The organism is Puia sp. P3 (assembly GCF_050632245.1).
Lineage (GTDB): Bacteria > Bacteroidota > Bacteroidia > Chitinophagales > Chitinophagaceae > Puia.
This window is the reverse complement of the sequence record NZ_CP192583.1, coordinates 99443-123274: the sequence shown is the minus strand read 5'-3', so window position 1 is coordinate 123274 and position 23832 is coordinate 99443. Positions and strand designations below refer to the sequence as shown.

The 23832-nt window shown below is 56.3% G+C and carries 20 protein-coding genes and 3 pseudogenes; all 23 read right to left on the bottom strand.

From position 1 onward, the window contains the following. Positions 1–68: 68 nt before the first annotated feature. The 23 genes and pseudogenes from ACQ86N_RS00715 to ACQ86N_RS00605 all read right to left on the bottom strand — a co-directional run bounded on the left by ACQ86N_RS00715 (position 69) and on the right by ACQ86N_RS00605 (position 23823). On the bottom strand, positions 69–1088 hold the full coding sequence (locus tag ACQ86N_RS00715) for a formylglycine-generating enzyme family protein (RefSeq protein ID WP_431213488.1): 1020 nt from the start codon (positions 1086–1088) through the stop codon (positions 69–71). Positions 1089–1213: 125 nt separating this feature from the next. Then, positions 1214–2896 carry a hypothetical protein gene (locus tag ACQ86N_RS00710; protein WP_431213487.1) on the bottom strand — a complete coding sequence of 561 codons (1683 nt, stop codon included), beginning with the start codon at positions 2894–2896 and terminating at the stop codon, positions 1214–1216. Further along, positions 2893–4272, bottom strand: coding sequence for a RagB/SusD family nutrient uptake outer membrane protein (locus ACQ86N_RS00705; protein WP_431213486.1), 1380 nt, complete (start codon positions 4270–4272; stop codon positions 2893–2895). The genes ACQ86N_RS00710 and ACQ86N_RS00705 overlap by 4 nt, the downstream gene beginning before the upstream one ends. 24 nt (positions 4273–4296) lie before the next feature. Continuing rightward, positions 4297–5598: pseudogene (locus ACQ86N_RS00700) on the bottom strand (SusC/RagA family TonB-linked outer membrane protein); the annotation flags it as partial. A 555-nt stretch (positions 5599–6153) separates the two neighbouring features. Beyond that, positions 6154–7332, bottom strand: a complete 1179-nt coding sequence (locus ACQ86N_RS00695) for a TonB-dependent receptor plug domain-containing protein (RefSeq protein ID WP_431213485.1) — start codon at positions 7330–7332, stop codon at positions 6154–6156. 155 nt (positions 7333–7487) lie between these two features. Then, positions 7488–8210: a lipid A-modifier LpxR family protein gene (locus ACQ86N_RS00690; RefSeq protein WP_431217925.1), complete on the bottom strand. Its 723-nt coding sequence runs from the start codon at positions 8208–8210 to the stop codon at positions 7488–7490. A 73-nt stretch (positions 8211–8283) separates the two neighbouring features. Then, a pseudogene (locus tag ACQ86N_RS00685) lies at positions 8284–8514 on the bottom strand (hypothetical protein); the annotation flags it as partial. Positions 8515–8661: 147 nt separating this feature from the next. Then, positions 8662–9000 (bottom strand): hypothetical protein, encoded by a 339-nt coding sequence (locus tag ACQ86N_RS00680; protein ID WP_431213484.1) that lies wholly within the window; start codon positions 8998–9000, stop codon positions 8662–8664. 2 nt (positions 9001–9002) lie between these two features. Next, entirely contained in the window at positions 9003–9674 is a 672-nt protein-coding gene (locus ACQ86N_RS00675; RefSeq protein ID WP_431213483.1) for an RNA polymerase sigma factor, read from the bottom strand. After that, complete coding sequence (locus ACQ86N_RS00670) at positions 9675–10076, bottom strand: DUF6249 domain-containing protein (protein ID WP_431213482.1); 402 nt, start codon at positions 10074–10076, stop codon at positions 9675–9677. It abuts the gene before it with no gap. A gap of 131 nt (positions 10077–10207) precedes the next feature. Continuing rightward, the gene (locus ACQ86N_RS00665; protein ID WP_431213481.1) at positions 10208–10450 is read right to left on the bottom strand and encodes a hypothetical protein; all 243 of its coding nucleotides are present in this window, start codon (positions 10448–10450) and stop codon (positions 10208–10210) included. Then, on the bottom strand, positions 10440–12116 hold the full coding sequence (locus tag ACQ86N_RS00660) for a heparinase II/III domain-containing protein (protein WP_431213480.1): 1677 nt from the start codon (positions 12114–12116) through the stop codon (positions 10440–10442). The genes ACQ86N_RS00665 and ACQ86N_RS00660 overlap by 11 nt, the downstream gene beginning before the upstream one ends. A gap of 13 nt (positions 12117–12129) precedes the next feature. Next, the gene (locus ACQ86N_RS00655) at positions 12130–13071 is read right to left on the bottom strand and encodes a right-handed parallel beta-helix repeat-containing protein (protein ID WP_431213479.1); all 942 of its coding nucleotides are present in this window, start codon (positions 13069–13071) and stop codon (positions 12130–12132) included. After that, positions 13068–14225: an alginate lyase family protein gene (locus tag ACQ86N_RS00650; protein ID WP_431213478.1), complete on the bottom strand. Its 1158-nt coding sequence runs from the start codon at positions 14223–14225 to the stop codon at positions 13068–13070. Before ACQ86N_RS00650 ends, ACQ86N_RS00655 begins: the two co-directional genes overlap by 4 nt. 3 nt (positions 14226–14228) lie before the next feature. Then, positions 14229–15137, bottom strand: coding sequence for a DUF4466 family protein (locus ACQ86N_RS00645; protein WP_431213477.1), 909 nt, complete (start codon positions 15135–15137; stop codon positions 14229–14231). Positions 15138–15231: 94 nt separating this feature from the next. Continuing rightward, the gene (locus tag ACQ86N_RS00640; protein ID WP_431213476.1) at positions 15232–15636 is read right to left on the bottom strand and encodes a hypothetical protein; all 405 of its coding nucleotides are present in this window, start codon (positions 15634–15636) and stop codon (positions 15232–15234) included. Positions 15637–15653: 17 nt separating this feature from the next. Then, positions 15654–17021, bottom strand: coding sequence for a RagB/SusD family nutrient uptake outer membrane protein (locus tag ACQ86N_RS00635; RefSeq protein WP_431213475.1), 1368 nt, complete (start codon positions 17019–17021; stop codon positions 15654–15656). 530 nt (positions 17022–17551) lie between these two features. Further along, complete coding sequence (locus ACQ86N_RS00630; protein WP_431217924.1) at positions 17552–19342, bottom strand: SusC/RagA family TonB-linked outer membrane protein; 1791 nt, start codon at positions 19340–19342, stop codon at positions 17552–17554. 14 nt (positions 19343–19356) lie between these two features. Continuing rightward, a complete protein-coding gene (locus ACQ86N_RS00625; RefSeq protein ID WP_431213474.1) occupies positions 19357–19857 on the bottom strand; it encodes a hypothetical protein in 501 nt (166 codons plus the stop codon). A gap of 149 nt (positions 19858–20006) precedes the next feature. Further along, positions 20007–20078, bottom strand: a pseudogene (locus tag ACQ86N_RS00620) (hypothetical protein); the annotation flags it as partial. A 43-nt stretch (positions 20079–20121) separates the two neighbouring features. Beyond that, positions 20122–20631: a carboxypeptidase-like regulatory domain-containing protein gene (locus ACQ86N_RS00615; protein WP_431213473.1), complete on the bottom strand. Its 510-nt coding sequence runs from the start codon at positions 20629–20631 to the stop codon at positions 20122–20124. A 671-nt stretch (positions 20632–21302) separates the two neighbouring features. After that, the gene (locus ACQ86N_RS00610) at positions 21303–21794 is read right to left on the bottom strand and encodes a hypothetical protein (RefSeq protein ID WP_431213472.1); all 492 of its coding nucleotides are present in this window, start codon (positions 21792–21794) and stop codon (positions 21303–21305) included. After that, positions 21784–23823, bottom strand: a complete 2040-nt coding sequence (locus ACQ86N_RS00605; protein ID WP_431213471.1) for an RHS repeat-associated core domain-containing protein — start codon at positions 23821–23823, stop codon at positions 21784–21786. Before ACQ86N_RS00605 ends, ACQ86N_RS00610 begins: the two co-directional genes overlap by 11 nt. Positions 23824–23832 lie beyond the last annotated feature (9 nt).

Sequence of the window (23832 nt, the reverse complement as noted above, 5' to 3'; positions counted from 1 at the left end):
GGACGGAGAGAAAAAAAGGCTGCCAGCAGTAGGCAACGGGATCCGATGTCTTTCATGCGTGGTACGTTTTATTTGATGTCCCTGACACAACGGAACCCGACGGTTGCGTTGCGTTCGAATCCCTGGCTTACGCGCAGCAGGAATTGCCGGTAGGTCAGTTCACGCGGTCCGCCCTGCACGTACCACCAGCTGCCCGATGGCCGGAAATAGCTGCCGCCTTTCATGATTATGTACCGGTAATTTCCCGTCATATAGAGGTCGCCGGTCAACTGCCATACGCAGCCGACGAGGTCCTGAAGTCCGTAGGGGTTGGCGCCCGCGGGGTATTTGCCGACGGCGTACAGCGTGTCGTTGCCGAGGTTACAGCGTGCCGCGTCGATGCCCCGGATCTCTTTTACGGTGAGCGATTCGGTCACCACTTCCTCTTTCCATGAGACCGGCGTGGTCTGACGCCGGGGCCATGGATTGAGCGCGGAGGTCTGGGCCGCATACTGCCATTCGATCTCGGTCGGAAGACGTTTGCCCGCCCATTTCGCATACGCCTGCGCGTCCTCATAGCTGACGTTGACGACGGGAAAATTCTCCTGGCCCGCCGGTAGCCTTCCTTTTTTCCAGTGCCGGAGGAAATTGGCCGTATCCGAAGGCCGGTAGTGCGTGGCGTCGAGGAACCGTCCGAATTCGGCGTTGGTCACGGGGAAGCGGTCCATGAGGAAAGAGGGCATGGAGAAGCTGCTGTCCACGTCCTGCCTGGGATAGGGAATGAATTCGTCGCCGTGCGTCTCTTTGAACCGGAAGGGCCCGGCGGGGATGAGCACCATGCCTGGAGAAGGCGCGGCGGCAGCGGGGCTGGGGTTGCGGGCCGTCTGCGAAATGCGCCGGGGTTCGCCGGGTTTGAGTTCGACGATCGATTCGTCCGCGAGCTGACCGCTGTCCAGTAGCTGTATCACAAGCCTGCCTTCATAGCCGCCCAGTTGCTTGTGGAGCCATACGTCCTGGGAAACGGCCGGCAATTCCAGCGGCTTTTTCTGATAGTCGGGAGCGCCGGCCCATACCCGCAGCGTGCGGCGGGTGGAGGGCGGCTGTGCCATCCCGATATGAAGGCGGTCGCCATCCAGCGAAACGTCGAGGAGGCGGGGCAGCCTGGCGATGCAGTCGACCTCTCCCTCATTATTGGTGCCCAGATCGGTCGCGTTGAAGGCGTCTGTAGTGGCGGTCAGCCACCACTGCCCCCTTGTTGCTGCGGGACGACCGGTTCGTGGCGCCAGAGGTCCACAAAGTGAAAACCTTCGGACGGCTGTTCGCGGAACAGCAGACCTTTGTATCCCGACGGGCGGAGGCTGTAGACCGTATAGATCGTTTTGCCGGGTGTCTGCCAGCGGTTGACCCAGATGCTGTCGGCCGTGGTGGCGATGAGCGGCGTATATCCGCGGGACACGAAATTGGTCGTGTTCTCACGGAGTATCCTTGTCGTGCGTCCGAGGTAGCTGTATTGTTCTTCCACCCAGTCGGGTTTACCGGGGGGCATGATATTGAGCTCTGTGCCGTAGCCGTTGAAGAAAGCGAGCGCGAATTCGCGTCTGACCTTTTCCTTGTACAACTCGGTCACGCGATAGATGGTAAATTCCGGTTTGATCAGCTTGTTCAGGTTGAGCATCGGCGGATAGTAGAGCGCGTTGTGTACGCGGCCCGCGACGATACCGCTCATGTCCTTCGGTACGGCCATGCCTTCGCTATACATGACGACCCCCTTGCGGACGCGGTCGGCGGCCGCCTGCAATTCTTTACTGGAGCTGCCTTTGGTATCGAGTACGACGCCGTCCGCGGCGGTGGCGCCGATCAGCCGGGATAGTCCTTCGAAATGGTCTTCGTGGTGGGTGCCTTCGTCCCATGGGTTGTAGCAGATGAAGAATTTCGTGCCCTGCCGGTGGCAATATTCGGAGAGTGCGCGCACCTGACGGAGGCCGCCGGGGAGGTCCCGGAAAAGGTCGAACTGGTTGCGCTGGTCGAGGCCGAGGGAAGGCCATGTCGGCCAGATGGCCAGCACGTCGTCGCCGCCATAGTGCCGTTTTGCATCGGCGAGCAGACGGTCGATATGGAACGACCGGTCATTGTAGTCGTAATAGTCCTTGTCCCAGGTCATCATGATCTGCACGACATAGGTATTTCTCATCCAGCGGAGGTCCTGTCTTTGGAACAGCGAATCGTCGAACCGCGTGGTATCGTAGAGCATCCTGTGCTGGAAGTTCTCCGTCAGTGCCTCTCTCCATCCTCCCGCAGTGAGAGAGGAATACCATTTGTACCGGACCACGCCGCCAGGATAGAGTGTCGTCCCGAAGCGGCTTGCTTTGCCGTTGACCACGCCTTTCCGGTCGCGGCGGAGCAGGGCGCTCAGCTCTTGCGAATCCGGCTGGGAAGGGACGGAGACTCCGAAGGAGCAATAGCCCATATCCCATGCATTGTCGGGCACGATCACGTTGACGGGCGTGCGGCCGGGCAGGAAGAGGTGAGTTCTCGACAGGGGATGGTCGCCGAGTCCGGTGATGTATACATGATCGCTGTCTTCGCCGAATGGGACGGGATTGGTGAGCTCCAGCGTGTCGGAAGAGATATTGGTAAAAGATAGCGTTCCGTTGCCGGCGTGAACGGCGAGGCTATGGGACCACGGGGCGCTCTTCTCCGCCGTCGAGCAGCGTTGGCCGTTAAGTACAAAGCTGACCAGCGGCAATGGATGCCGGAACGTAAAGGAGTATGCGCCTGTCCGCAGACCGTTCACCTGAGTGGAGTCTGAAGAGAACAGCAGCTGCGGGCCAGGCGCCGGAAAATGATCCTGTCCCCGGGCGGTCAGCGCCGGGAACAGGATCGACAGAAAATAAACGAACGGTTTATATAGTTTCATTTCGACAAGATAGACGATGAGTACGCGTGGTGATCAGTATCCGTCATTCTGGACCAGCAGCCTGTTGGCGACGATCTCCGAAGTGGGGATGGGGAAAACATATTTTTCGGGTCGGTGACGCCGAGTACCGCGGCGGCCCTGCCCGTACGTACGAGGTCGAACCAGCGGAAGGGTTCGAAGGCGAATTCGAGCCTTCTTTCGTCTTCGATCGACTGCAGCAGCGCGGCGCTGTCCGCCGCGACCGCCGGCAGCACGTGTGCCCGGTTGCGGATAGCATTGAGGTCCTGCAGGCCGCCCGTCACGTCGTTAAGGTGGGCTTTTGCTTCGGCCCTGATGAGATACATCTCGCTAAGACGGAGGATGGATACGTCGTCGTCCTGCTGGTCACCGGACACCCTCCTGTATCTGTTGGCATAGGGTGTTCCATTGTAATTGCCGGCGAGGGTGCCGCGTCCTCCCGCTTTTGCGGGGTCGGTCAGCAGCGCCACGATCGCCTGCGTCGGGCCGATGCGGTAGGAGCCGCCGAGTCCGTTGGGGTAGAATATCCCCGCCAGCGGATTGCCGTCGGTAGGCGTAAAATTCAGTTCGAAGATATTCTCCGTATTGTTCTTCACCGTGATCAGGTTCTCGTAGGGATCGACGAGCGAATACTCCGACGCATCCGCGATGAGAGTACCCGCGAACTGCGAGGCGTTGGTCCAGTCTTTCAGGTAAAGATACAGCCTGGCCTTCAGCGCCTGGGCGGCTTTTTTCGTGGCGATATTCCTGTTGAGCGTCGCGGGCAGCCTGTTCTCGGCCTCGTTGAGGTCTTTGAGTACCTGCGCATACACGTCGGCGACGGGGCTTTTGGCGACGTTGGACGAGCTGTCGTAGCCCCTTGTCGGGGTAAGCACCAGCGGAACTCCGCCCCATGTCCTGGCCATATCAAAATAGACGAGTGCACGGATGAAGTAGGCCTGGCCGGAAACGTCCTGTTTCTCCGCATCCGTGAATTCGGGGTCCTTCACCGTGGCGACGGCGTCGATGACGTTGTTGGCTGCGTTGACGGCCTGATACATCGCCGCCCATGCGATCTCCATCGTGTTGGAGGACGCCAGGACTTCGTGGTTGTCGAACTGGAGGTCCGTCGTACCTGCGCCGACGGCCGTAGTGTTGTCATCCGAGAGCCAGACGGCGTTCATCCACTCGAAGCCGTAATAGGACTGGTCCTGCAGCCGGCTATAGGCTCCGGTGAGGGCCCTTTCTATCCTGTCTTTGTTGTTAAGCGCTTCCGACTCGCCGATATCGTTCTTTGGCGACAGGTCCAAAAATTTCTTGCAGGATGGGAAGGCGATGGCGGCCAACGCAACCAGTGTGAATATGATCTTTTTTGACATAAGTTTCGATTTTCGTTGTTGCTGTTAAAATGTGACGCTGATGCCGGCCTGCCAGGATACGGGTTGCGGTACGGTGAACATTTCCACCCCGTTGACCGTACCCTTGCCTCCGCCCGCGTTGATCTCGGGGTCGAGGCCGCTGTAGCGGGTGATCGTCAGCAGATTGGTCCCCATCGCATAGACGCGGGTCGCACCGATATGCAGCCGGGAAGTGACGGTCTGCGGCAGTGTATAGCCGAGTGTGACGTTCCTGAGGCGTCCATAGCTGCCGTCCTCGAGTGCGCGGCTGGTATAAAGGCCGTAGTTCTGTTGTCTTTTGGGACCGCCGACGCGGGGGATGGAAGTGACGTCGCCGGGGTTTTGCCATCTTTCGAGCTGCTTCTTATAGAAGCCATAGGTCGCCTGACCGGTGGCGGCATTCGATCGGTTCCCGCCATGGACCATGAAGAAGGTCGACCAGTTGACGACGCTCTGTCCGGTCTCGAAGGTGAAGGAAAAGGCGAAATCGAGTCCTTTATAGCGAAGCGTGGAGTTGAGTCCCCCGACCCATTTGGGGTTGCTGTTGCCGAGGATCAGGCGGTCGCGGTCGTCGATGACGCCGTTCTTGTCCACGTCCTGGCACACGGCGTCGCCTGTCTGAGGATCGACCTGCTGTTGCTTCCAAAGCCAAAAACTATTGACCGCATATCCCTGCTGGAAGACTATGAACTTCCTCGAGAACGGTTCCAGATAGGGGACGTCGAGTTTCCTGATCAGGTTGCGGTTGTGCGAGACATTGAAACCGAGGTCCCAGCTGAGGTCTTTTTGCCTGAGCAGGTGCGCATTCAGCGACAGTTCGACGCCGCGGTTGGAGATATCGCCTCCGTTGTAGGCGATCGTCGAGAAACCGGTGCTCATGGGTACCGGCTTGTTGATCAGTACGCCTTTGGTCAGCTTGTCGTAGTAGTTGAACTCCCCGTCGACTGCGCCCTTGAAAAGCCCGAATTCCAGACCGGCGTTCAGTTGTGTCGTCTGCTCCCATTTGAGGTCGGGATTGGCCAGCTGGGAAGGCCGCGTGCCGGGCTGTCCGAGATAATTGTCATTGCCGGTCCACAGACCCTGGGATGCGTATTCGGAGATCGTCTCCTGGCTGCCTGTGACGCCGTAACTGGCCTTGAGCTTGAGGTCGGAGAAGACATGCTGCGATGACATGAACGATTCGTTGATCACCCTCCAGGCGACACCCGCGGAAGGGAAGGTGCCCCAGCGATGGTTGGATCCAAATTTCGAGGATGCGTCTCCCCGGAGGCTGACGTCGACGATATATTTATTGTCGAAGGTGTAGTCGGCCCTTCCGAAGAACGAGGCGAGCGAACTTTCCGATGCTCCGCCGCTCCACCAGTCGGCCTGGAGGCCGCGCTGAGATACCTGAGGTCATCGTTGGGATAGTTGGAGGCGCCTACACCGAAGCCGCTGAAGCTGGTCTTTTGCACCGTGTTGCCGGCGAGAAAATTGAACCGGTGTTTATCTCCGAGATCCATTCCGTATCTGAGCGTCTGTTCGTTGATCCAGGTCACCTGTCTGTTATTGCTGTTGTATCCGCTGGCTACCTGGCCGGGGCCATTGAGGGTTGTGCTGTTGAATGCCCTGTTCATGGCGTCGTTGTAGTCGATGCTCCAGCTCGTCTTGAAGTACAGCCGGGGGATGATCTGGTATTCCGCAAAAAGATTGCTGATGATCCGGGTTCCGGAGGAGGTCTCGTCGCTTTCTTTGATAAGCACTACCGCGTTGGGAAGGGGCGTATTATAGTTGTAGGTCCCGTCGGTGTTATATATCGGATACAGGTTGGCAAGCCCGATGCCGGATAGCAGGACGCCTACTGAATTGTCGTTGGCTACGATCTTACGTTTGGTGCTGACTACGGTGCTGCTTGTACTGATCTTGAGTTTGTCGTTCACCTGGTGGTCGAGGTTGAGCCGTACCGAGCGCCGGTCGAAAGCTGAGCGGTCTTACGATGCCGTCCTGGCTGAAGAGGGACCCGCCGATGTAGAAGGACGTTTTCGCGTCTCCGCCGGACAGGTTGAGGTCGGCGTTCCAGGTGGGCGCGCTGTTGTTGAATATATAGGGCAGTTTGTCGTAGGTGGGCACGGCGGACGGGTTGGCGTAGGGCTTGGTTGCTGCGCTGTTGCCGTTGTTCACCCACACTTCGTTGAGGAGGGTTGCGGTCTCGGGTCCGTTGGTCACCTGCGGAAGGCGGCGGGCTTTTGAAGTGCCATAGTATGTGTTGAAATTGATGCGGGACTTCGTATTGAGCTTACCTCTTTTTGTCGTGATGATGACGACGCCGTTGGCGCCGCGGCTGCCATAGATAGCCGTTGCGTTGGCGTCCTTCAGTATCTCTATCGACGCGATGTCGGAGGGATTCAGGTCTGCCAGAGGGTTGCCATACTGTTGTTCAGTGCCGTAGCCCGCGGAGCCCAGGGGAGTATTGTTCGCGAATACGCCGTCGATGATATACAGGGGCTGGCTGGCCGCCGAATTAGGGGAGAAAGACGATGTTCCTCTCACTTTTACGGTGACGCCGCCACCGGGCGTTCCGGACATACTGGATATCTGGACGCCGGCCGCCTTACCCTGGAGTAATTGGTCGGGGCTGGCCATCGGCATATTTTTGAATTCGTCGGCGCTGACCTTTACTATGGACCCGGTCAGCTCTTTTTTCGCTTTGCTTGTATATCCCGTCACCACTACTTCGTCTCCCTGTGCCGATGACTGCTCCATGGATATGGTCAGCTGGGTCTGGCCTGGATTGACGACCATCTCCCGGTTGGCGAACCCGATGTGCGAGATGGTGATGGTGAAGCGGCCGCTGCCGCCGTCAATGGTAAAATTTCCGTTTGCGTCGGTGGACACGCCCGTATGCGTTCCTTTGATCATGATCGACGCTTCGCTGACGGGTTCTCCCGTCCTGGCATTCACTATCCTGCCCTTCAGGGCTGTCTGCTGGGCCATTAGCGTGGCCGGGACTGCGAGCAGCAGCATCAGCAGAACTTGGGATAGTACAATCGGTAGTCTTCTCATACTTGTCAGATTTTGGTGAATTGTGACCCCGAAGGTAGAGGGCCTTCACAACCGGCAAGTCTAAAACGGCATGAAATTGAGTGATTGGCACTGATAACGTTACCGGAAACGTTGCCAGCGAAAGACGATTGAAGGATATGGCGTGCGGAGCACGACTAAAGCGCAAAATAGAGCGTGAGATTTCCCACTTCGTGGTTGTAAAGGCCGCGCATAAGCGCCGAGGACCAGCTCTGGGTGAAGGAGAGGCTCCATGTGCGGAGGGCGAGGACCGCGCCGTAGTCCATGCTGTAGGTGAAGGTCCTCAGCGGCTGATAGGTGCTGAGGACTTTGGGAGGGAGTGATGACTGGGGCGAGGTTTTTGCCGGCGCAGCGTGCGGCGGGTGCGTGAACATTCCTCCTTCGAGTATCGCGTTGGAGCAGACCAGGTCCGCCTGGGGCCGGGCGAAGAAATACAATTGAATATGGTCCTTTTTTTCTTTTGATCCGCCGCTGGTGTACTGTGACAGGAGGCCGTTGAAGTAAGGGTGCATCAGACCAAGGCGGAGGAGGGAATAGAAGGAGAGTCTGTTCTCCATGGTACCGGCGTGGATGGCTCCGCCGCCGATGAGTTCGAGGAGGGGATCGGCGCCTGGGCGCAGTTCGAGGAGTTGTTTTTCGAGGGTGAGGTTGATATTTAAAAGGAGGTCGTTTCTGAACTGGTGTCCCCATCCCGTGGGTAGTGTATAGTGAATGAGGCGGTGAAAGCCTTTTTGCAGGGCTCCTGCGAGGGAGGCGGGGCCCATTATTCCCGCGACTATTTCTGTCTGGATATCGTATCTGGATCTGGGGTTGTAGGAATAGAGGGAGTGGGTGAGGAACAGTCCGCCTGACCAGGGGATAGTCGTCGGGCTGGAAGGCGGAGTCGTTGATTCGCTTTGGAGTATACATGACCTGCATGATGCCCCAGCCGTACACGTCGATTGTGCTGTCTCCGGCCCGTGGGAGTATCCTGTCGGGAAATGAATGGGCAGGATTGGGAGGTGTGTAGAAGAGGTCGACGCGCGAACCGTTGGTGTAGGCTTCGTCGGTGCCTTTTCCTTTGATGTTGATGTAGTCGTCGTCTTCGTAAAGACGCAGCAGTCTGGTGGGTTGGGCTTGGCCTGACGGTCGGTCCCCCCGCTGGGTTTGGCCAAGCGCCTCCACCCCCGCCGCCAGCAACACTGCCAGCAGCAATAACACAAAGCCCTGTCTCACGGCTAATTCCTGTTTAACGTTTCTAAATGATTCCTTTCGGTTCTTTTGATTCCTGTCTTATGGATTATTTAACAAAACGCCCGTGAAAAGGTTCGGCTAAGCTCTTCCCAACCTAAAGACGCCTGCAAAGATCACAGCAATCATTCCGCCCAGGACGAAATAGACGTTTTCTTTGATCCATAGCCCGGCTGAGGTGATACGATCGCCGGCGCCGGCCCAGTCAAGGCGGCCGGCCTGCCACCAGAGTACGACCCCGGTGATGACCAGCAAGGCGAATAGGGCCAGGACCTTGAGGACGGTGTGAACCACGACCTTTCTGTAGATGCGGCGGTCCTGTTCGGCCTTTATCTTTTGCATGATGACGATATCGAGGCTTGGAGGTGGGGGGACTCCGAGGCCGCTTTTCATTAGCATATGACGGATATCTTCTTCCATATTCAACTATTTTTTAGTTCGGGCATTTTACTAAGGATGGCGTACATTCTTTTGCGGGCGCGGTGGAGACGCATTTTTATGACGTCGCGGCTCCAGACGGTGGCGGCCGAGATCTCTTCTATGCTCTGTTCGTTGAGGTAGTAAAGGGTCAGGACGAGCCGGTCTTCCACGTCCATCCGGTCGAGGGCTTCGCGGATGCAGCGGGCCTGGTCCTGGTCGTTGAGCCCGCGGTAGGAGGAGTCGACGTCGGCGAGTTGTTCCTCGGCGAGTTCGAGCTCGACGAAGGTTGCGCGTGAACCGCGGAAGAGGGAGAAGAGTGAACTGCGTGAACCACCGCCGCTGTCGCGTGAACCAAGTGTACCGCCGCCACCCCCGCCGCGTGAACCGCGTGAACCACCGCCGCCACCCCCGCCGCGTGAACCAACACGCGACAACGCGCAATTGATCGTAATCCTGCACAACCAGGTCGAGAACTTCGACACCCCCCTGAAAGAACTCAATCCGCGAAAAGCCTTCAGGAACGCATCCTGAACGGCTTCTTCCGCGTCGGCCTCATTACCCAATATACCCATCGCCGTAGCAAATGCCATCTTCTGATATTTTTCAACAAAGTAGCCAAATCGGTTGGTGTCACCGGCCAGCACCTGCTGAATGTATATCGTTTCCTGATCCACCTAGGCGGCTTTCCGGTCGAGCGACCGCTTGCGGTAGACGAAATAAATGACCAGAGCGATACCCGTGAACAATACCGCCATCCCGCTGCTATAGGTCTGCGGCTTGCGCCCCATCACGTCGCTGACAAAAATGCCCAGGACGCTGCCGCCGCCCAGCCCCACGCATAGCAGACCCCAGAACAGCGGGTCATTGCCGATGGGATTCTTCGGCTTCATCAGCAGCGCCGGGTCCACCCCTTTCTCGATCAGGGCCAACCGCTCCTTACTGCTGGCCTCGAGCTTCGCCAGCTTTTCCTTAAACGACCAGGGTACCGAAATGATGATCGCGATGGCCCCGATGGCCAGTCCGCCGATGACGGACGAAGCCGCGATGATTAATCCAACAAGTTGATCTGATTGCATTGTAATGGTGTTTATAGATTGGACCGACATTCATTCCACCCGGTAACCGGAAACTAGAAAAAACTCCGGAAAAATGCAAAAACCCGGCGTGTGCCGGGTCTCTGTTCGGTGATATAAGTAGGAGCAACGGCCTAGTCTTTCTTCCAGTCCGCCAGGGGACCGATCTTCCGGCTGGCGGAACCCGCACCCTCCGGCACGAGCGATACGACGATCGCCACCCGGCTCTTCGCCGGTATATTCAGTTCAAAACCAGTCCTTATCGTCCCCGGATTGGGCGCGTCATAGCTGTTCGGCGGCGGGTTGGTAGTCCAGGTTTTCATGTGGATTTCCGCCACAGCCGAGCCACCGCCGCCCAGCGTTGCATCAACCTTCATTATCAACTTCTTCCCTCCCCTGGGTCAACTCCGCCGTATTCTTCCCGGTGATCTTTACCTCCGCCGGGGTCAGCAGCGTCCAGCGCAGCACAGTCGCGGAATTTGGCGCCTCGACCTCGTCCCTCACCACCACATATTTCCGGTCGACAATGGCAATCCCGCGGCGGGCTGAAACGAGGCTTCCTGCGTATACTTCGCCGAGATCGACCACGGCACTCATAAAGTTCTTGTCCGCGGAATGCCCCGTTATCGGCGCAAAGCCCTTGACCAGCTGGTGCTGGTCGTTTATCGTCAGCGTGTTATGCGCCTGATTGACGTATCGGAAGATCGTCCAGCGCTGTGCGTCCTGCGTCCGGCCAAAGATCTGCATGCCCTTGGACTCGAGCGATTCGTAGTCCTGCGCGCCAAAATCCATCGCCCATCTTACGCCGCCCGCGTCCATGACAAAAGAGCCCACGTCCATATGGGCGTGGTTGACGTTGCCGGAACCGCCCTTCATAGCCACGTATATCGCCGAGCTGTCTGTCCAGGACGTACGCATCAGCGCCACCGGATTTTTACCGCGGCCGGTCCACATCAGCGAAGCAGGCGGGTGTATATTGTCCATACTGATACCGCGCCCCCAGATCATCATCGCCGGGATGAGGCGGTCATTCATATGTCTGTGTACGTCTTCTCCGACCAACCGGCTTTTCTCCACCCATAATAAGGAAGGATCGTTGTTCTTCTGCGCGAACCAGAACATCGCCGGCTCGATACCGCCATTGCTGCCCGCGTCGGAGTAGTTGAACGGGCGGTTAGTCGGCCCCGTCATATTCTCGAGGAAGCCGCCGGTCTTCAGGAAACCCGGTTGGTTGGCGAGCCCGTAGTCCTGACCGAAGGCGCGGTCGATCGCGCTGATCAGTAGCACGTTAAAGGAAGTGCCGTAGCCCCAGTAGCCATAACCCTCGGGATAGTTGCCGTCGGGACCCATATCCTTCATCGCGTTGACCACATATTCGATGGCCCGGTTGACGATCTGTTTGGAAAAGGCCGCGCTGTCCTCATAGACGGCCAGCGCCCCATAGGTCATGCCCGCATTACAGACCTGGTTCCAGTTGTGCTCCACCTTGAGCCAGCCGCTGTTGGCCGGATCAAGAGAAGGCACGAGGCCTTTCCTGATAATAGCTTCCTTTATCGCGGCACGCGACTGTGGCGAGAGCTGGTCAAATAGCCAGTCATAGCCGATGGACATCGCCATCGTCATCTCGGCCACGTCGAGAAAATGCGGCGGGTTCCAGTCGTCAAACGCTGCGATATGCAACATCTCCTTTTCGGCCCGCTGGAAATATTTTGCATCATGCGTAGTGCGATAAGCGTAGGAAAGAAAGAAGATCCGTCGCAGTGCTTCCCGCGACTTGTCCAGCAGCCGGCGGCCGATCTTTATATGCTCGACCGGCGGGAGGGCGATGATCCTGTCCGATTCCTCTATTATCCCCTGCTGCACCTTACCCCACACCCTGTCCCCACCGACAGCCTTGACAATGGCGTCCTCCTCCCCTTTTAATAATAGAATTCGCGGATGACCAGGAGGAGTTGTACTGCCAATATAATCGGTCGGGGTCAGTGGGGTCTGGGCCAGCAACGACTGACATACCAGTAACAGAGGAAAGACGAGTTTTTTCATATAGCAAGACTATTTATCCAGTAACATAAATTTTTTCGGGACTGATCTTCTCCTGCGCGGGCCCGCGGCCGTTGCCTTCGTACGCATTGCCGGATGCCTTCAACCCCTTAACCGCATAGGCCTCCACTCCAAATCCGTTGTTATACTGTATCCGATTGCCCGTGAACTGCAGGCCCTCATTTCCTTTCGACAGGAACTCCGCCATGATACCGCTGAAGTCGTTGGCCTCGATGAGACATCCCTGCGCGGAGACGGCCGAGCTTTCGGTCACCAATATACCATAATATCCGTTGCGGGAGATCTCACAGTTGGCAATATTCGCATCTGTGCAGTGATCCAGTGCGAGGCCGCATCCAAAAGGCGAATTGACGAGCCGGCTGGCGGTGACCTTCACCCCCGAACAATGGGTCAGCAGAAGATTGTGTACGAGTTTGGGACCGGGAGGCGGATTGGCGCCGTTCTCGCTAAGATCGCAACCGGTAACGGTGACACCGGCGGCGCCGCTGATACACACACCGGAATAGGTAGCATTCCTGATGGTGAGATTGATCAGGCTGATCCGCTTCATCTGACCCTCCAGTTCCGCCCGAAACAGGATGCCGCCACGGTTGTACCCGCCCCGATAGCTGCGGCTGGAGTTGGGGTCCTGGGGAATTTCCGTCTTGCTGGAAGCCTCGATCACCAGATCGCGGATGGTAATATCGTGCGCGTCGGCGTCCGCGTTGATCATCGCTTCCCGTGCACCCGACGAAGGATCGAGAAATAGCACCGTCGACAGCCCTTCGCCGGCCAATGTAACGCCGGAGGGTATCCGAAGCGTAGCGGGAAAGGTATGGAGACCAGCCTTAACCAACACATACTTCCCGGTCGTGGATGTTGCGGCGTCCAGCGCCTTCTGGATGGATTCGCCGGGGTTGACGACAATCGCTTCGGATGGTGCCTGGTGCCGCGTCATAGCCCCTGTGACGGGGGAACGCGCCCAAGCCAGGTCGTGTTTTTGGGTTTAGGGGTTAAAAAGGAGGCGCGAACCGCCGCCAACACGCTTCTCGATGCCTTTGGCCTCACCGAGTCGGCGGCCCGCCGAACAAAAGGGAGGTCGAGTCCGCGGGCCGTATAGTGACGATAAACGTACTCGTAGTCGTCGCGCAATGTCTTCGCGCGCTCGGAGATCGTGCAGTAGCACTGGGGCGTCTCGCCGAGGATAAACCGCGCCTCGTATTCGAAGCCCTGCGCGATCCTATTCCCCGCCATCACGAACAGGTCGACGCCCTGTGTATACGCTACCTGCGCCGCACCCGCGAATTCGCCGATGCCCAGTTGGACGTGTCCCTGGTCGCGCGGGCTCTCCTGGCACTGGCCGGAGGGATAGATATATTTCAGGATCGATCCGTTGACGGGGCCATGACGGAAATGGTCAACCGCGTTGTCGAATAGGGCTCTGTTATCCGTAAAGACGGCGATCGCTATCAGCGAGTGAATGATCGCCCCGTCCCAGTTGCCGTTCGCCGTCGGATAGTACGGGCGCATCAGCGGGACATACACCGTATTCAGCATATTGGCGAACGCGTCCATATCCTTCTGCTGCCAGCCCGCGCCTGTGTAGCGGAGGATCTCCGCGGCGTTACAAAGGAGGTGACCCGTCCAGGCCGCCAGCAACTTGGCGTCGTTGTAGTCGAGGTCCCAGAGAGTGGCAGACCAGGTTCTCAGAATTTCGATAGCCTTGTCCGCGTACTTTCTGTCTTTGGTGACATACCAGACCAGCGCGTCGTTATACGCCATGTTGGCCGACTTCGACAGGTCATCTCCTCCGATGTTGGGTTTTCCATAAGGTCCCCTCAGCACATGCGTATGTGCCCGGGCGACAAATTCGGTATCTGCGGCTGCTTTTAGCCGGTCATATGCGTCTTTCCACGGCTGCTCGCCCGCGAGGACCTTTTTCTTCATGGTGGCGAGGTCTTCGGCGGACTGATCCATGCCGGGGTGGATGAAGGCCTGCGACCGGGCCCCGTCCCTTGCCGGGCTAAATGCCTGAGCCATCGTCACCGATGGCAGGCAGCCGGCCAGTCCTGCGAGTACGAGCAGGGAGGCCAAATAATATAGTCTTCTCATTCTTTACTTTAGCTTATATCGTTTCATGCTTACAGTAGCCGTTCCACTGGTGGCCACAGAATTAAAGAATATATATGCCTTATACGTCCCGTCGGCCGTCTGGCACCAGATGCCTGCGTCGCCCTTCATATTGATGGCGTAGTTCGGGCTGTTCGAAAGGTCGATCGTCTGGAAGTCGATATCGTCGATAAAGATACCACCATACTGTTCCGTCGGCGCCAGGTTGTGGTCCTGCAGGTTAAAGGCTTTCAGTTCCTTCGTACTCCGGTTGACACCGGCCGGCAGGGTCACTCCAGGCAGATAGACGGGGTCTGCGGCAGGCGACACCAGCGCATGACCGAACGCACTCGTAGTCAGATTACGGTAGAGGTACACCAGGTCGATGCTGCCCGCATGGGCCGCGGCATCGGTGGCGTTATAGACGGCAGTGTCTGCGATAGAGATATACATCGCGTTGTTGTCGGTGAGCTTCATGTTCAGCTTCATGTCCATTTTTGCGATAGTATAGGGACCCATGACGGTGGAGATGCTTTCGCCGTCACCGCTCTTCGCCGTAAACGTGATCGTTACCGCCTTGCCGCGGGCTTCTTCGGGGATCACGTAGTAGTAGCGGAGAGTAGCGGCATTGGTATCTACATTAAAGGTAACCGTCGTGTTCGTCGCCTTAGTGACGGAGGGGTTTCCGACGGGAACGCCGACATCGGCGCCTGTCGAGGCAGTGTAGAAGGACCTGTACTCCATATAGGTGCCGGCCGCACCTGCAATGGTGGCGTCGGCCTGGAAGGAGGTGAGCTTGCCTTTGAGGATGGCTCCCGCATAGGCGAACTCGATCGTCTGTCCGACGATATTTGGGCCCAGTGGTCCTTTTGATGGCCTGGTTCTGAAGTTTGGTCGAAGGCGTGGGCAGCGCATAGTCATTCTTCTTGCAGGAGACGGCAAACAGCGCCAGACCACCTATCAGAAATATTGTGTTTCGCATCATTGTTGATTTTGAGTTGAGCATTCGTTATCGCGGTTGTACGGTAAGGGTCACGGTATACGTTTTCTGGATCTTGCGGTCGCCGGAGATGACAGTCCACTGTCTGGGGTGAGCCAGGTCGGAGAAATCCGTAAGACCGGTGATCTTGGGTGTCAGCTTGCAGTCCTGCGCGAGACTGAATTGGGGGTAGAGGTTGCGCAGGTCGGTGCCGAACTGGACGGTGCATTTTACCGTTTGTGCAACGGTATCGATAACGGCGGCGCCGACGCGGACGCTGACGAAGTCGGTACCCAGCAGCTCAAAACTACTGACTGAACATTCTCGCCGCGTCGTGATCAGCAGGCCGTCGCTGTCTACCGGCGTATTCTTGCTGCACGACCAGGTGGACAGGGCGATGATGGCGGCTATGGCTATTGACAAATTTCTTTTCATCGTAGTTAGTTTTTTGATTATCTCCAGGGGATGTTCTGTGTCAGATTGGGGTTCTTGTCGCGTTCGCCGGGAGGTATGCGGAAGATATAGTCCTGGTGGTATTCGAGGTCCGAGGTATTCTGAAAATAGCGCTGCTGGTTGGCGCCCCAGGTATCGATGCGCCATACACCTGCGCTTCCGGGAGGGCCCCATACCCTTTCGATCGCCCTCCAGCGGCGGAGGTCAAATCCGCGCTCGCCTTCGGCGATCAGTTCGACTATACGTTCCTGTTCGATCGCGTTGAAGAAGTCCTGGTAGTTGTCTGTCTTTGTGGCTCCCAGTGGCGGCAGGTTGCCGCGGTGGCGGACTGCGTTGACCAGGGCGATGGCGTCGGCCTGCGGTCCGGCAATTTCATTGGTAGCCTCGGCATACATGAGGTATACGTCGGCAAGGCGGATGACGGGCCAGGCGAAGTCGCCGTCGCTGCGTCCCTGTCCGGCGTAGTTGCGGACGAATTTGCGGAAGACGAAGCCCGAGTTGCAGCCGTCCGTGTTGTAGGTGATATACTTGGTGCCGCCGACGGTGACGGTGCCGGCCCAGGTCTGATAGATAAAGGGAGCAAAGCCCGTCGATACCTGTGAAGCGCTGCCCAGTTCGACCTCGTAGTCCCACACGATGGTCCCCTTCATGCGGTAGTCGCGGCCGGCATAACTCTGGGGGTTGGTGGCGGAGTTGAGCGTGGTACGCGCAACGTTGCCGGTGGCGGGCACTGTTGGATTCATCGGGATCAGCTTGGGAGCGAAATCGCCGGTCGAGATCAGCTGATAGCGGTCGGCGATCTCATAGCGGGGCGATTCCCAGCACTGTGAGCCTTCGATCGTACGGCCGGAGAAATCGCGCATCAGTTCTTCGCCCTGGCTGGTGCCCGTGCCGCCGTGGGTGAACACCATCAGCATCTCGGGGTTGCCGTTGGCCTTGGGCATAAAGAGATTGAAGTAGTTGGGGAGGTTGTTGGCCTGGCCCAGGGAGTCGGTCTGACCGGGATCGCCGTTAAGATAAAGCGTTACGCCGGGCCAGGTGCTGACGGCCTTGAAGTCGGCGGCGGCGGCGGTGAATCCGGCTGTTGCCTCGCCTGCGCTTGGCGTGAAGCCGTCCAGCTCGGGCCAGCCATTCTTGTTCCAGGAAGCCCAGTACAGGTAGAGTTTGCCACGCAGCGCGAGGGCCGCTACTTTCGAAGCCCGTCCGAGGGCGGGTTTGGTGACGCTGGGGTCGGGCAGGTTATTGTAGGCATAGGTATAGTCGGCGAGGATCGAGTCCTTTATCTGCTTGATCGGCATACGGGACAGCGTCTGCACCTGGTCGTTGGTGGTGGGTGCGAAGGTATAGTACGGAACGTCGCCCCACATGGAGATCAGCTTGAAATAGGCCAGTGCCGCGCAGCAGTTTGGATTCGGCGATGATGGTCGCGAGTATCTGCGAACTGCCGAGCGTGGCGCTGCTGGTCTGCAGTTTCTGGGTGTTGGCGATGACGTAGTTGGCGTTGTCGATGGCGCCGTACAGGTACTGGTACATCTTGTCGAAGTACTGGCCATAACCGGTGGGGTTATACATGGTTCCGGTGCTGGAGCTCTGGTAGGCGTCGCCCAGCCGGAGGTTACCCGAGGTGGCGCTCACGCCGCGGCAGCGGGTGAATTCGCCCTGACCGTCCATATAGTAGTCGCGATCGAAGCAGGGCCGGATGGATGCATAAAGACCCTGGAGCGCTTCTGTCGCGTCCTGTTCGGTCTTCCAGAAAGTCGCCGGTGAGGGCTTGGTCGCCGAGGGCTGGTCCAGCAGGTTCTTGTGGCAGGACGTTGCCATGATGCTGCAGATCGCCAGTGCGATAAACGTTAACAGCGGGGAAATGAATTTATATCTTTTCATATTAGTAGCAAGTTTAGAAGCTCAGCTGTGCGCTGACGGAATACGATTTATTTAGCGGATACAGGTTGTTGTTATTACCTGCCTTCTCGGGGTCGAGGCCGGGGTAGTGGGTGAGCGTCCACAGGTTCTCGGCGAGGGCCGCGATGCGGAAGTTGGATACGCCCGCCATGCGGAACCATTTCTTCGGGAAGGTATAGCCGAGCTGGACGTTCTTGAGGCGCAGATAGCTCATGTCATACAGCCAGAAGTTCGTCTGGGCCGTATTGTTGCCGCTGCCGCCGATGCGGGGCCACCATCCGCCGCGGTTCTCGACGGACCAGGGGAGGACGACGTCGTTCTCGTTGACGGCATAGCGCGTGGCGCTGAAGTTGGGGCTGTTGAAGGCGTTCAGCCAGAAGTCCTTTCTACCGGCTGTGCCCGTCCAGAGCATTCCGACGTCGAAACCTTTATAAGACGCGTAGGCGTTGAGCGTATAGCTGGTCGTCGGCCGGTCTTTGGAAGACTGGAGGGCGATTTCGTCGTTGCCGTCGATTCTGCCGTCGCCGTTGAGGTCCTGGCGGATGATGTCGCCGGGTTGTGAGCCCTGGGGCGTGCTGTTGTAGACGTTCTGCCAGGTCTGGGCCAGGCCGTGGTCGACGTAGGTATATACGTAGTTGTAGGGCATGTTGAGGAAGACCGTGCTGCTGATACCGTTGGAGCCTGTATAGGTCGCGCCCCGGGTGAGCAGCTGGCTCCACTTCTCGAGGCGGGTCTTGTTGTACGACCCGTTGACGCTGACGCCGTAGGTGACGCTGCCGATGCGGTCGCGCCAGTTGACGGTCAGTTCGAGTCCGCGGTTGCGCATGTTGCCGATATTCGTATTGGGCGCACCGAAAGCACCCGACAGCAGGTTCGACAGCTGCGATCCCTGGATGATGCCTTTGGTAAGGCGGTCATAGGCGTCGGCTTCGGCGGTAAGCCGGCTATTGAGGAAGCCGAGTTCGAGGCCGATATTGGCGACGATGGTGGATTCCCATGACAGGTTCTTATTGACGAGTTTGTTGCTGACGAGGCCGATGACGGGTGCGCCGTTGATCATATAGTTGCTGGCGGACAGCGTGTACTGCTGTTCGTCCCGGCCTACGCCGCTGTTGTTACCGAGCGAGCCGTAGGAGGCGCGGAGTTTGCCGCTGCTGAGCCATTTGTCGAGGAAGGGCTGCAGGAATTTTTCTTCGGAGAAGCGCCAGCCGACGGCGCCGCTGCCGAACGTGCCATAGCGCTGGCCGGGGGCGAATTTCGAAGATCCGTCCACGCGAACATTGCCTTCCAGCAGGTATTTGCCGTAGGCGGTATAGTTGACGCGGCCGATATAAGAGCGCAGGCCTTCTGTGGTGAGGCCGCCGCTGTTGGAGTAGACGTTGTTCAGTGCGCCGTCTATCTCCTGGATGCCTGACGAATACCGGTCGTTGCGGGAGGCGCCGAGTGAGCGATCGTACCAGTATTCCTCGCTATAGACGGCGAGCGCGGAGATGTCGTGGTTGGAGGCGATCGTCGTGTGGTAGTTGAGGCGGGCGTTCATCAGCGTCTTGTAGCCGTTGAGGTTGGTCTGGCTCACGGCGGCGTTGGGGCCGTAGTAGACGCGGCTGCCGTAGGCCTGTGTCTGGAAGTTGTAGGCCTGAGCCGGAGTGGGGGCGCTATTGTTGAACTGGTTGTAGTAGATCATGTTGTAGTCGATGCCGCCGGTCAGTCCCTTTATCGGGGTCCAGTCCCAGTAGGCCGTTCCGTTGACCTCCTCGGCGGGTCTGGTGCTGGAGGCCGTTGATATATAGCTGGTAGGGGTTATAGGCCTGGGGGTCTTCGCCGTAGGCCAGTGACGCCGCCGAAGTAGCCGGTGCTTGGGTCATAGGGTGTGATACCCGCGATGGCGTACTGCATGTCGAAGCCGGCGGTGTTGGTGGAGGCCGGGTCGGTGAAGCCTTCTTCGAGGGCGTAGGTGAAGTTCGACCAGTTGGCGTTGAATTTGACGCCGGTATTCATATTGCTCTTCAGCTTGTAGTCGAAATTGAATCGGGCGTTGTATTGCTTGTAGTCGTTGTTGATCTGGAGGCCGTTGTCTATTTTCTCGCCGACGGAAAAGAAGAAATTGCTTTTGTCGGTGCCGCCGGTTGCGGATACGTTGTAGTTCTGGAGTTTGCCGTCGCGCATGATGATATTCCACCAGTCGGTGTTCGGGTACTGGACGGGGTTGATCATGCCGAGCGCCATCCACTGGTCTACGGTACCGTTCTTGTACACCTGGTTGGCGGGGAGCGTATTGGTCGAGGCGCGGCGTTGTTCCATCGTCAGGGCCAGGGGTAGTTGGCGAGGAAGTCGATGCCCTTGGTCGGTTTTTCGAGGGCGGCGTTGGCGCTGAACGTAAAGACCGTTTTATTCATCCCGCGGCCCGTGCGGGTGGTGATGAGGATGACTCCGTTGGCCGCGCGCGATCCATAGACCGAGGCGGAGGAGGCGTCCTTGAGGACGGAGACCGTCTCGATGTCGTTGACGTTGACGCGGTTGATATCTACGTCGGGGATACCGTCGACGACGATCAGGGGGTTGCTGTTATTGGGTGTTCCCAGTGCCGCGGATGAGGAGGGCGGCGCCGTTGCGGCCGGCCATGCCGGAGGACTGGGTCGCCTGGAGGCCGGGGACGAGGCCGGTGAGGCCTTCGGAGATATTGGGGATAGCGCGGCCGTTGAGTTTTTCGTCGACGTTGACGGTGCCGACGGCGCCGACGAGGTTGACCTTTTTCTGGCGGCCGTAGCCGACGACTATGACGTCATTGAGGGCCGTCGCTACATGTGCCATTCTTACCCGGTATTCCAGCTCGTCGCCGACCGTCATGCGGGCGCCCTCTTTGTTGGCGTAGGTGAAGACGAGGACGGCGCCTTTGGGGGCGGCGATGGTAAATCGGCCGTTGGCGTCGGTAGTGGTTCCGGACTTACCGTGTTCGACCATGACGGTGACGCCCTGGAAGGGTGCTCCGGTGGAGTCGGAGACGACGCCTGTGACCTTTTGTGCCTGTGCACTGGCGAACAGCGAGATACAGATTAATGAAAATAGGAATACCACTCGAAGGCAGGAACTTTTCCCCTTTATAGGGACCATGTGTAAAAGCATAAGCAATCCGTTTTGGAGTTAAGTAGCATCCAAATCTTGTTAAAATAACTGGGATTGCTTTAACATATAGTGGTATTTATTTACGCAAACGTTTACGAGGTATTAACAAAATTATCTCGGGGAGGGGCATTACAGTAACGCCCAGCGTAACTCCCAGTCTCCCGGGGTACCAGATACCTTGTTTTAATTCTACCCCATTGGCGTTTTAGCAAGTAATTTAGCAGAGCTAATCTTCACTCCTCACCATTAAAAAACCTTCCTATGGGCCACATCAAATTTTTGGACGACCAGCTAACAAGCACATCATGGACGGCCAGATCTTCAAACATCACCTTGACCAGATGAAGAAATTCTCGGAGGATTCAATTCCCTACAAACCGATCACCGATCCCCTGAAATGGGTTTTAGACCCTCAAAAATAGATCGCCCCGCGAATCCTATTCTTCCAAAATGGGCGCATTCGCGACTAATTAGGAATTTAATGCATTCCTTAAATTTACGCAGGCTGCAACTGTTCAATAATCTTTCTCTGACAGGCCTGCAATTATCCTTTGCAATATGGTGATCTTGGTTTAATGAAACTTGAAACAAGGAATCACTTGATTGTAATGTGCACATTGCCGCTAATACATTAAAGGACAATCCATCTCTTCCCACCTTCTTTTAACAAGATCGTAAAAAGACAATTCAGAATATTCAACCTCTATCCTTTCAATTTTTTCCGGCTTCTTTTTATACTTTTCATTCTCGCTATCGAGAATCATCCTTAATGCCCGGCAATCATGAACCTTGCTAATAATCATATAACGCGACGGATGCGGATTATGGCTAGGCGCTAATCCGGCGTGATTATAATCAAAATCAGCATCCTCCAGAAAAGAAGGGAACAGTTTTGTCAGGGGCATTTTATTCAAAGAATCGGCAAATTTGTCTATAAACATTTCCACCGATGATTTTCCTACACTGGCAACAAAGGAGCTATCCCACTGACCGGTAGCATGCTGACTCTTTTTAGACGGCTTTGTCTTGCTTTGACCATGGGCAAAAAACAGACTAGCAGTGATAGCAATATGAAAACGTTTTTCAGATACATATCTTTTTTTGTTAAAGTCCACCAATGGGTTGTAATCCAATTGTATAAGGCATACTGCCAGCAAGCTTTTTGGATGCTCTTTTATTTGCGTCGGCTTCTTCGTCTTTGGATTTCATAGCAGTATATATACTATAAATAGCGTTTAAAAATATAGTATTAATATAATCTTTTTTAGAATATTTTTTTGCGGCGGCAGGGTCTTGTTTTGCAATTTCATCATATAAGGTGCCTGCCTGATTCAACACTTCGTCTATCCTTCCGGTGAATTTACCACCCTTCCATCCGCTATTCACAGTAATTGTGGATTTGAATGCTTCTTCAAACTGATCACCATGTCCCTCCTCGTGAGCCGCGACTTCTTTTGACAATCCCGGGTTCCCGGAATCCAATTGGCCGCCAGGTCGCAATTCCGAATTCACAAATTCGACGACAGTAAGCTTAACATCATATTTACCCGTCTTTTCATTTTTAACATAAGTCACCCCACCCGGTAATCCATTTACGACGCCTGTAACACCAAAATCATGTACCGATTTAGGCGGAAATCTCAGAACATCATCTTTGGAATTCAATCTCGTTTTTGCTATTTCATTTATTTCATATACTTTATGCTCTCTCACAACAATAACGTCACGTCCTTCCAGATCGATGTTGTTTAGGGGATCATTATTTACGTAAGTATATGGAGACATCCCATAATATTTATCTGTTGACGGATCCGGCACAATCCACCGTCCAATTTGTGGTTCATAACTCCTTGCGCCATAGTCATATTCCTCCAGGCCACTCCCATCTGAAAATTCCCGGTCCCCCAACTCCTTTCCATTATATCGATATTTGTTAGTCGCATAATTGGACAATAATGTATGATCGCTAATCCCAGCCATCGTCAATCCAAACGGATAGTAATGGGTCTCTTCAACTAACGGCCCGGAATAGTGATTTACACTTAGATTATCAAAGAACACATCCCAGTTGGGTGTCTCATTACTCACCCAAATATACAAATATCCGCTGTGATGAATGTCCACGTGCTGCGCGAGCGTCCTGACAGCATCCGGCGACTGAACCTGCTTTGCGCCGCTACCGTCCGCCACATAGTTGAACTGGTTGTCCAACAGCATCCAGTTGAGATAGGCTCTGGGCCTGTCCGAAGGAGTTGAGTCGTTTGTAGCCATAAAGCTGTTCAGCGCTGCGTATACCGGACTGCCCGACGTATTGTTCAGATCTGCCGCCGCGCCGTGACCCGGGCCGGCAATAGAGATCAGGCCCTGCGCCGAGGAATTCAGCAGATCGGGGACTGAGCTGTTGGGGGTACCCACAGCCCCTCCGGATCTATAGAACGATTTGGTTCCTATGTCGAACCCATCTCCGCTCATGACTTTTAGCAGGAGGGCCGGTCCTACCTTTTGGCTACCGACGCTTCCGCTGACTCTCGCGACATTTTTGTTGGGCTGCGGGGGCGTATTATCGTCCGGATACCCGCCGGGCACCGTGCTTGCCGAAACACTGGTTTCGTCAATATTGCTGAAAAGTGCCTTTTCCTTATCCCTGAAGGCATCCTCCATAGTGGCCTCGTACTGCGCGGTATCCTTTTGCTGTGTCAGCACGATTCGGGTATTGCCCAAATGATCCTTCTCGAACAGGTCATATTCCCAGCCATAAGCCGAAGTACCCGTCGTGTAATTGTGCAATGCCCACCTGGCCCGGCCTTCTTCGTGCCCGATGAATTGTATGGAGTCATTTTGATATTGTATAGTATTTATGTACAAAGTGACCGTTGTTTTGGTCGGGGTAACGGTATTGTCTATCGTCGTCTTTTTCAATTTGTCTCCTGAGGCGTCATAAGTATAAGTGATCGTCCCCTTCCCATTTATAGTTATCTGCTGCGGCAAGTTCAGATAATTGTATACTATCCCGGTAATGTCCTTATTTTGATCGGATATGAGGTTCCCGTTTGGATCGTAAGAATAATCAGCAGCCCCTTTCGTTCCGGCATTGTAGTGAAAGTCGCCAAGCTTCGAACCTGGATCATTGACCGCATCGGTCACGCCGGCCAG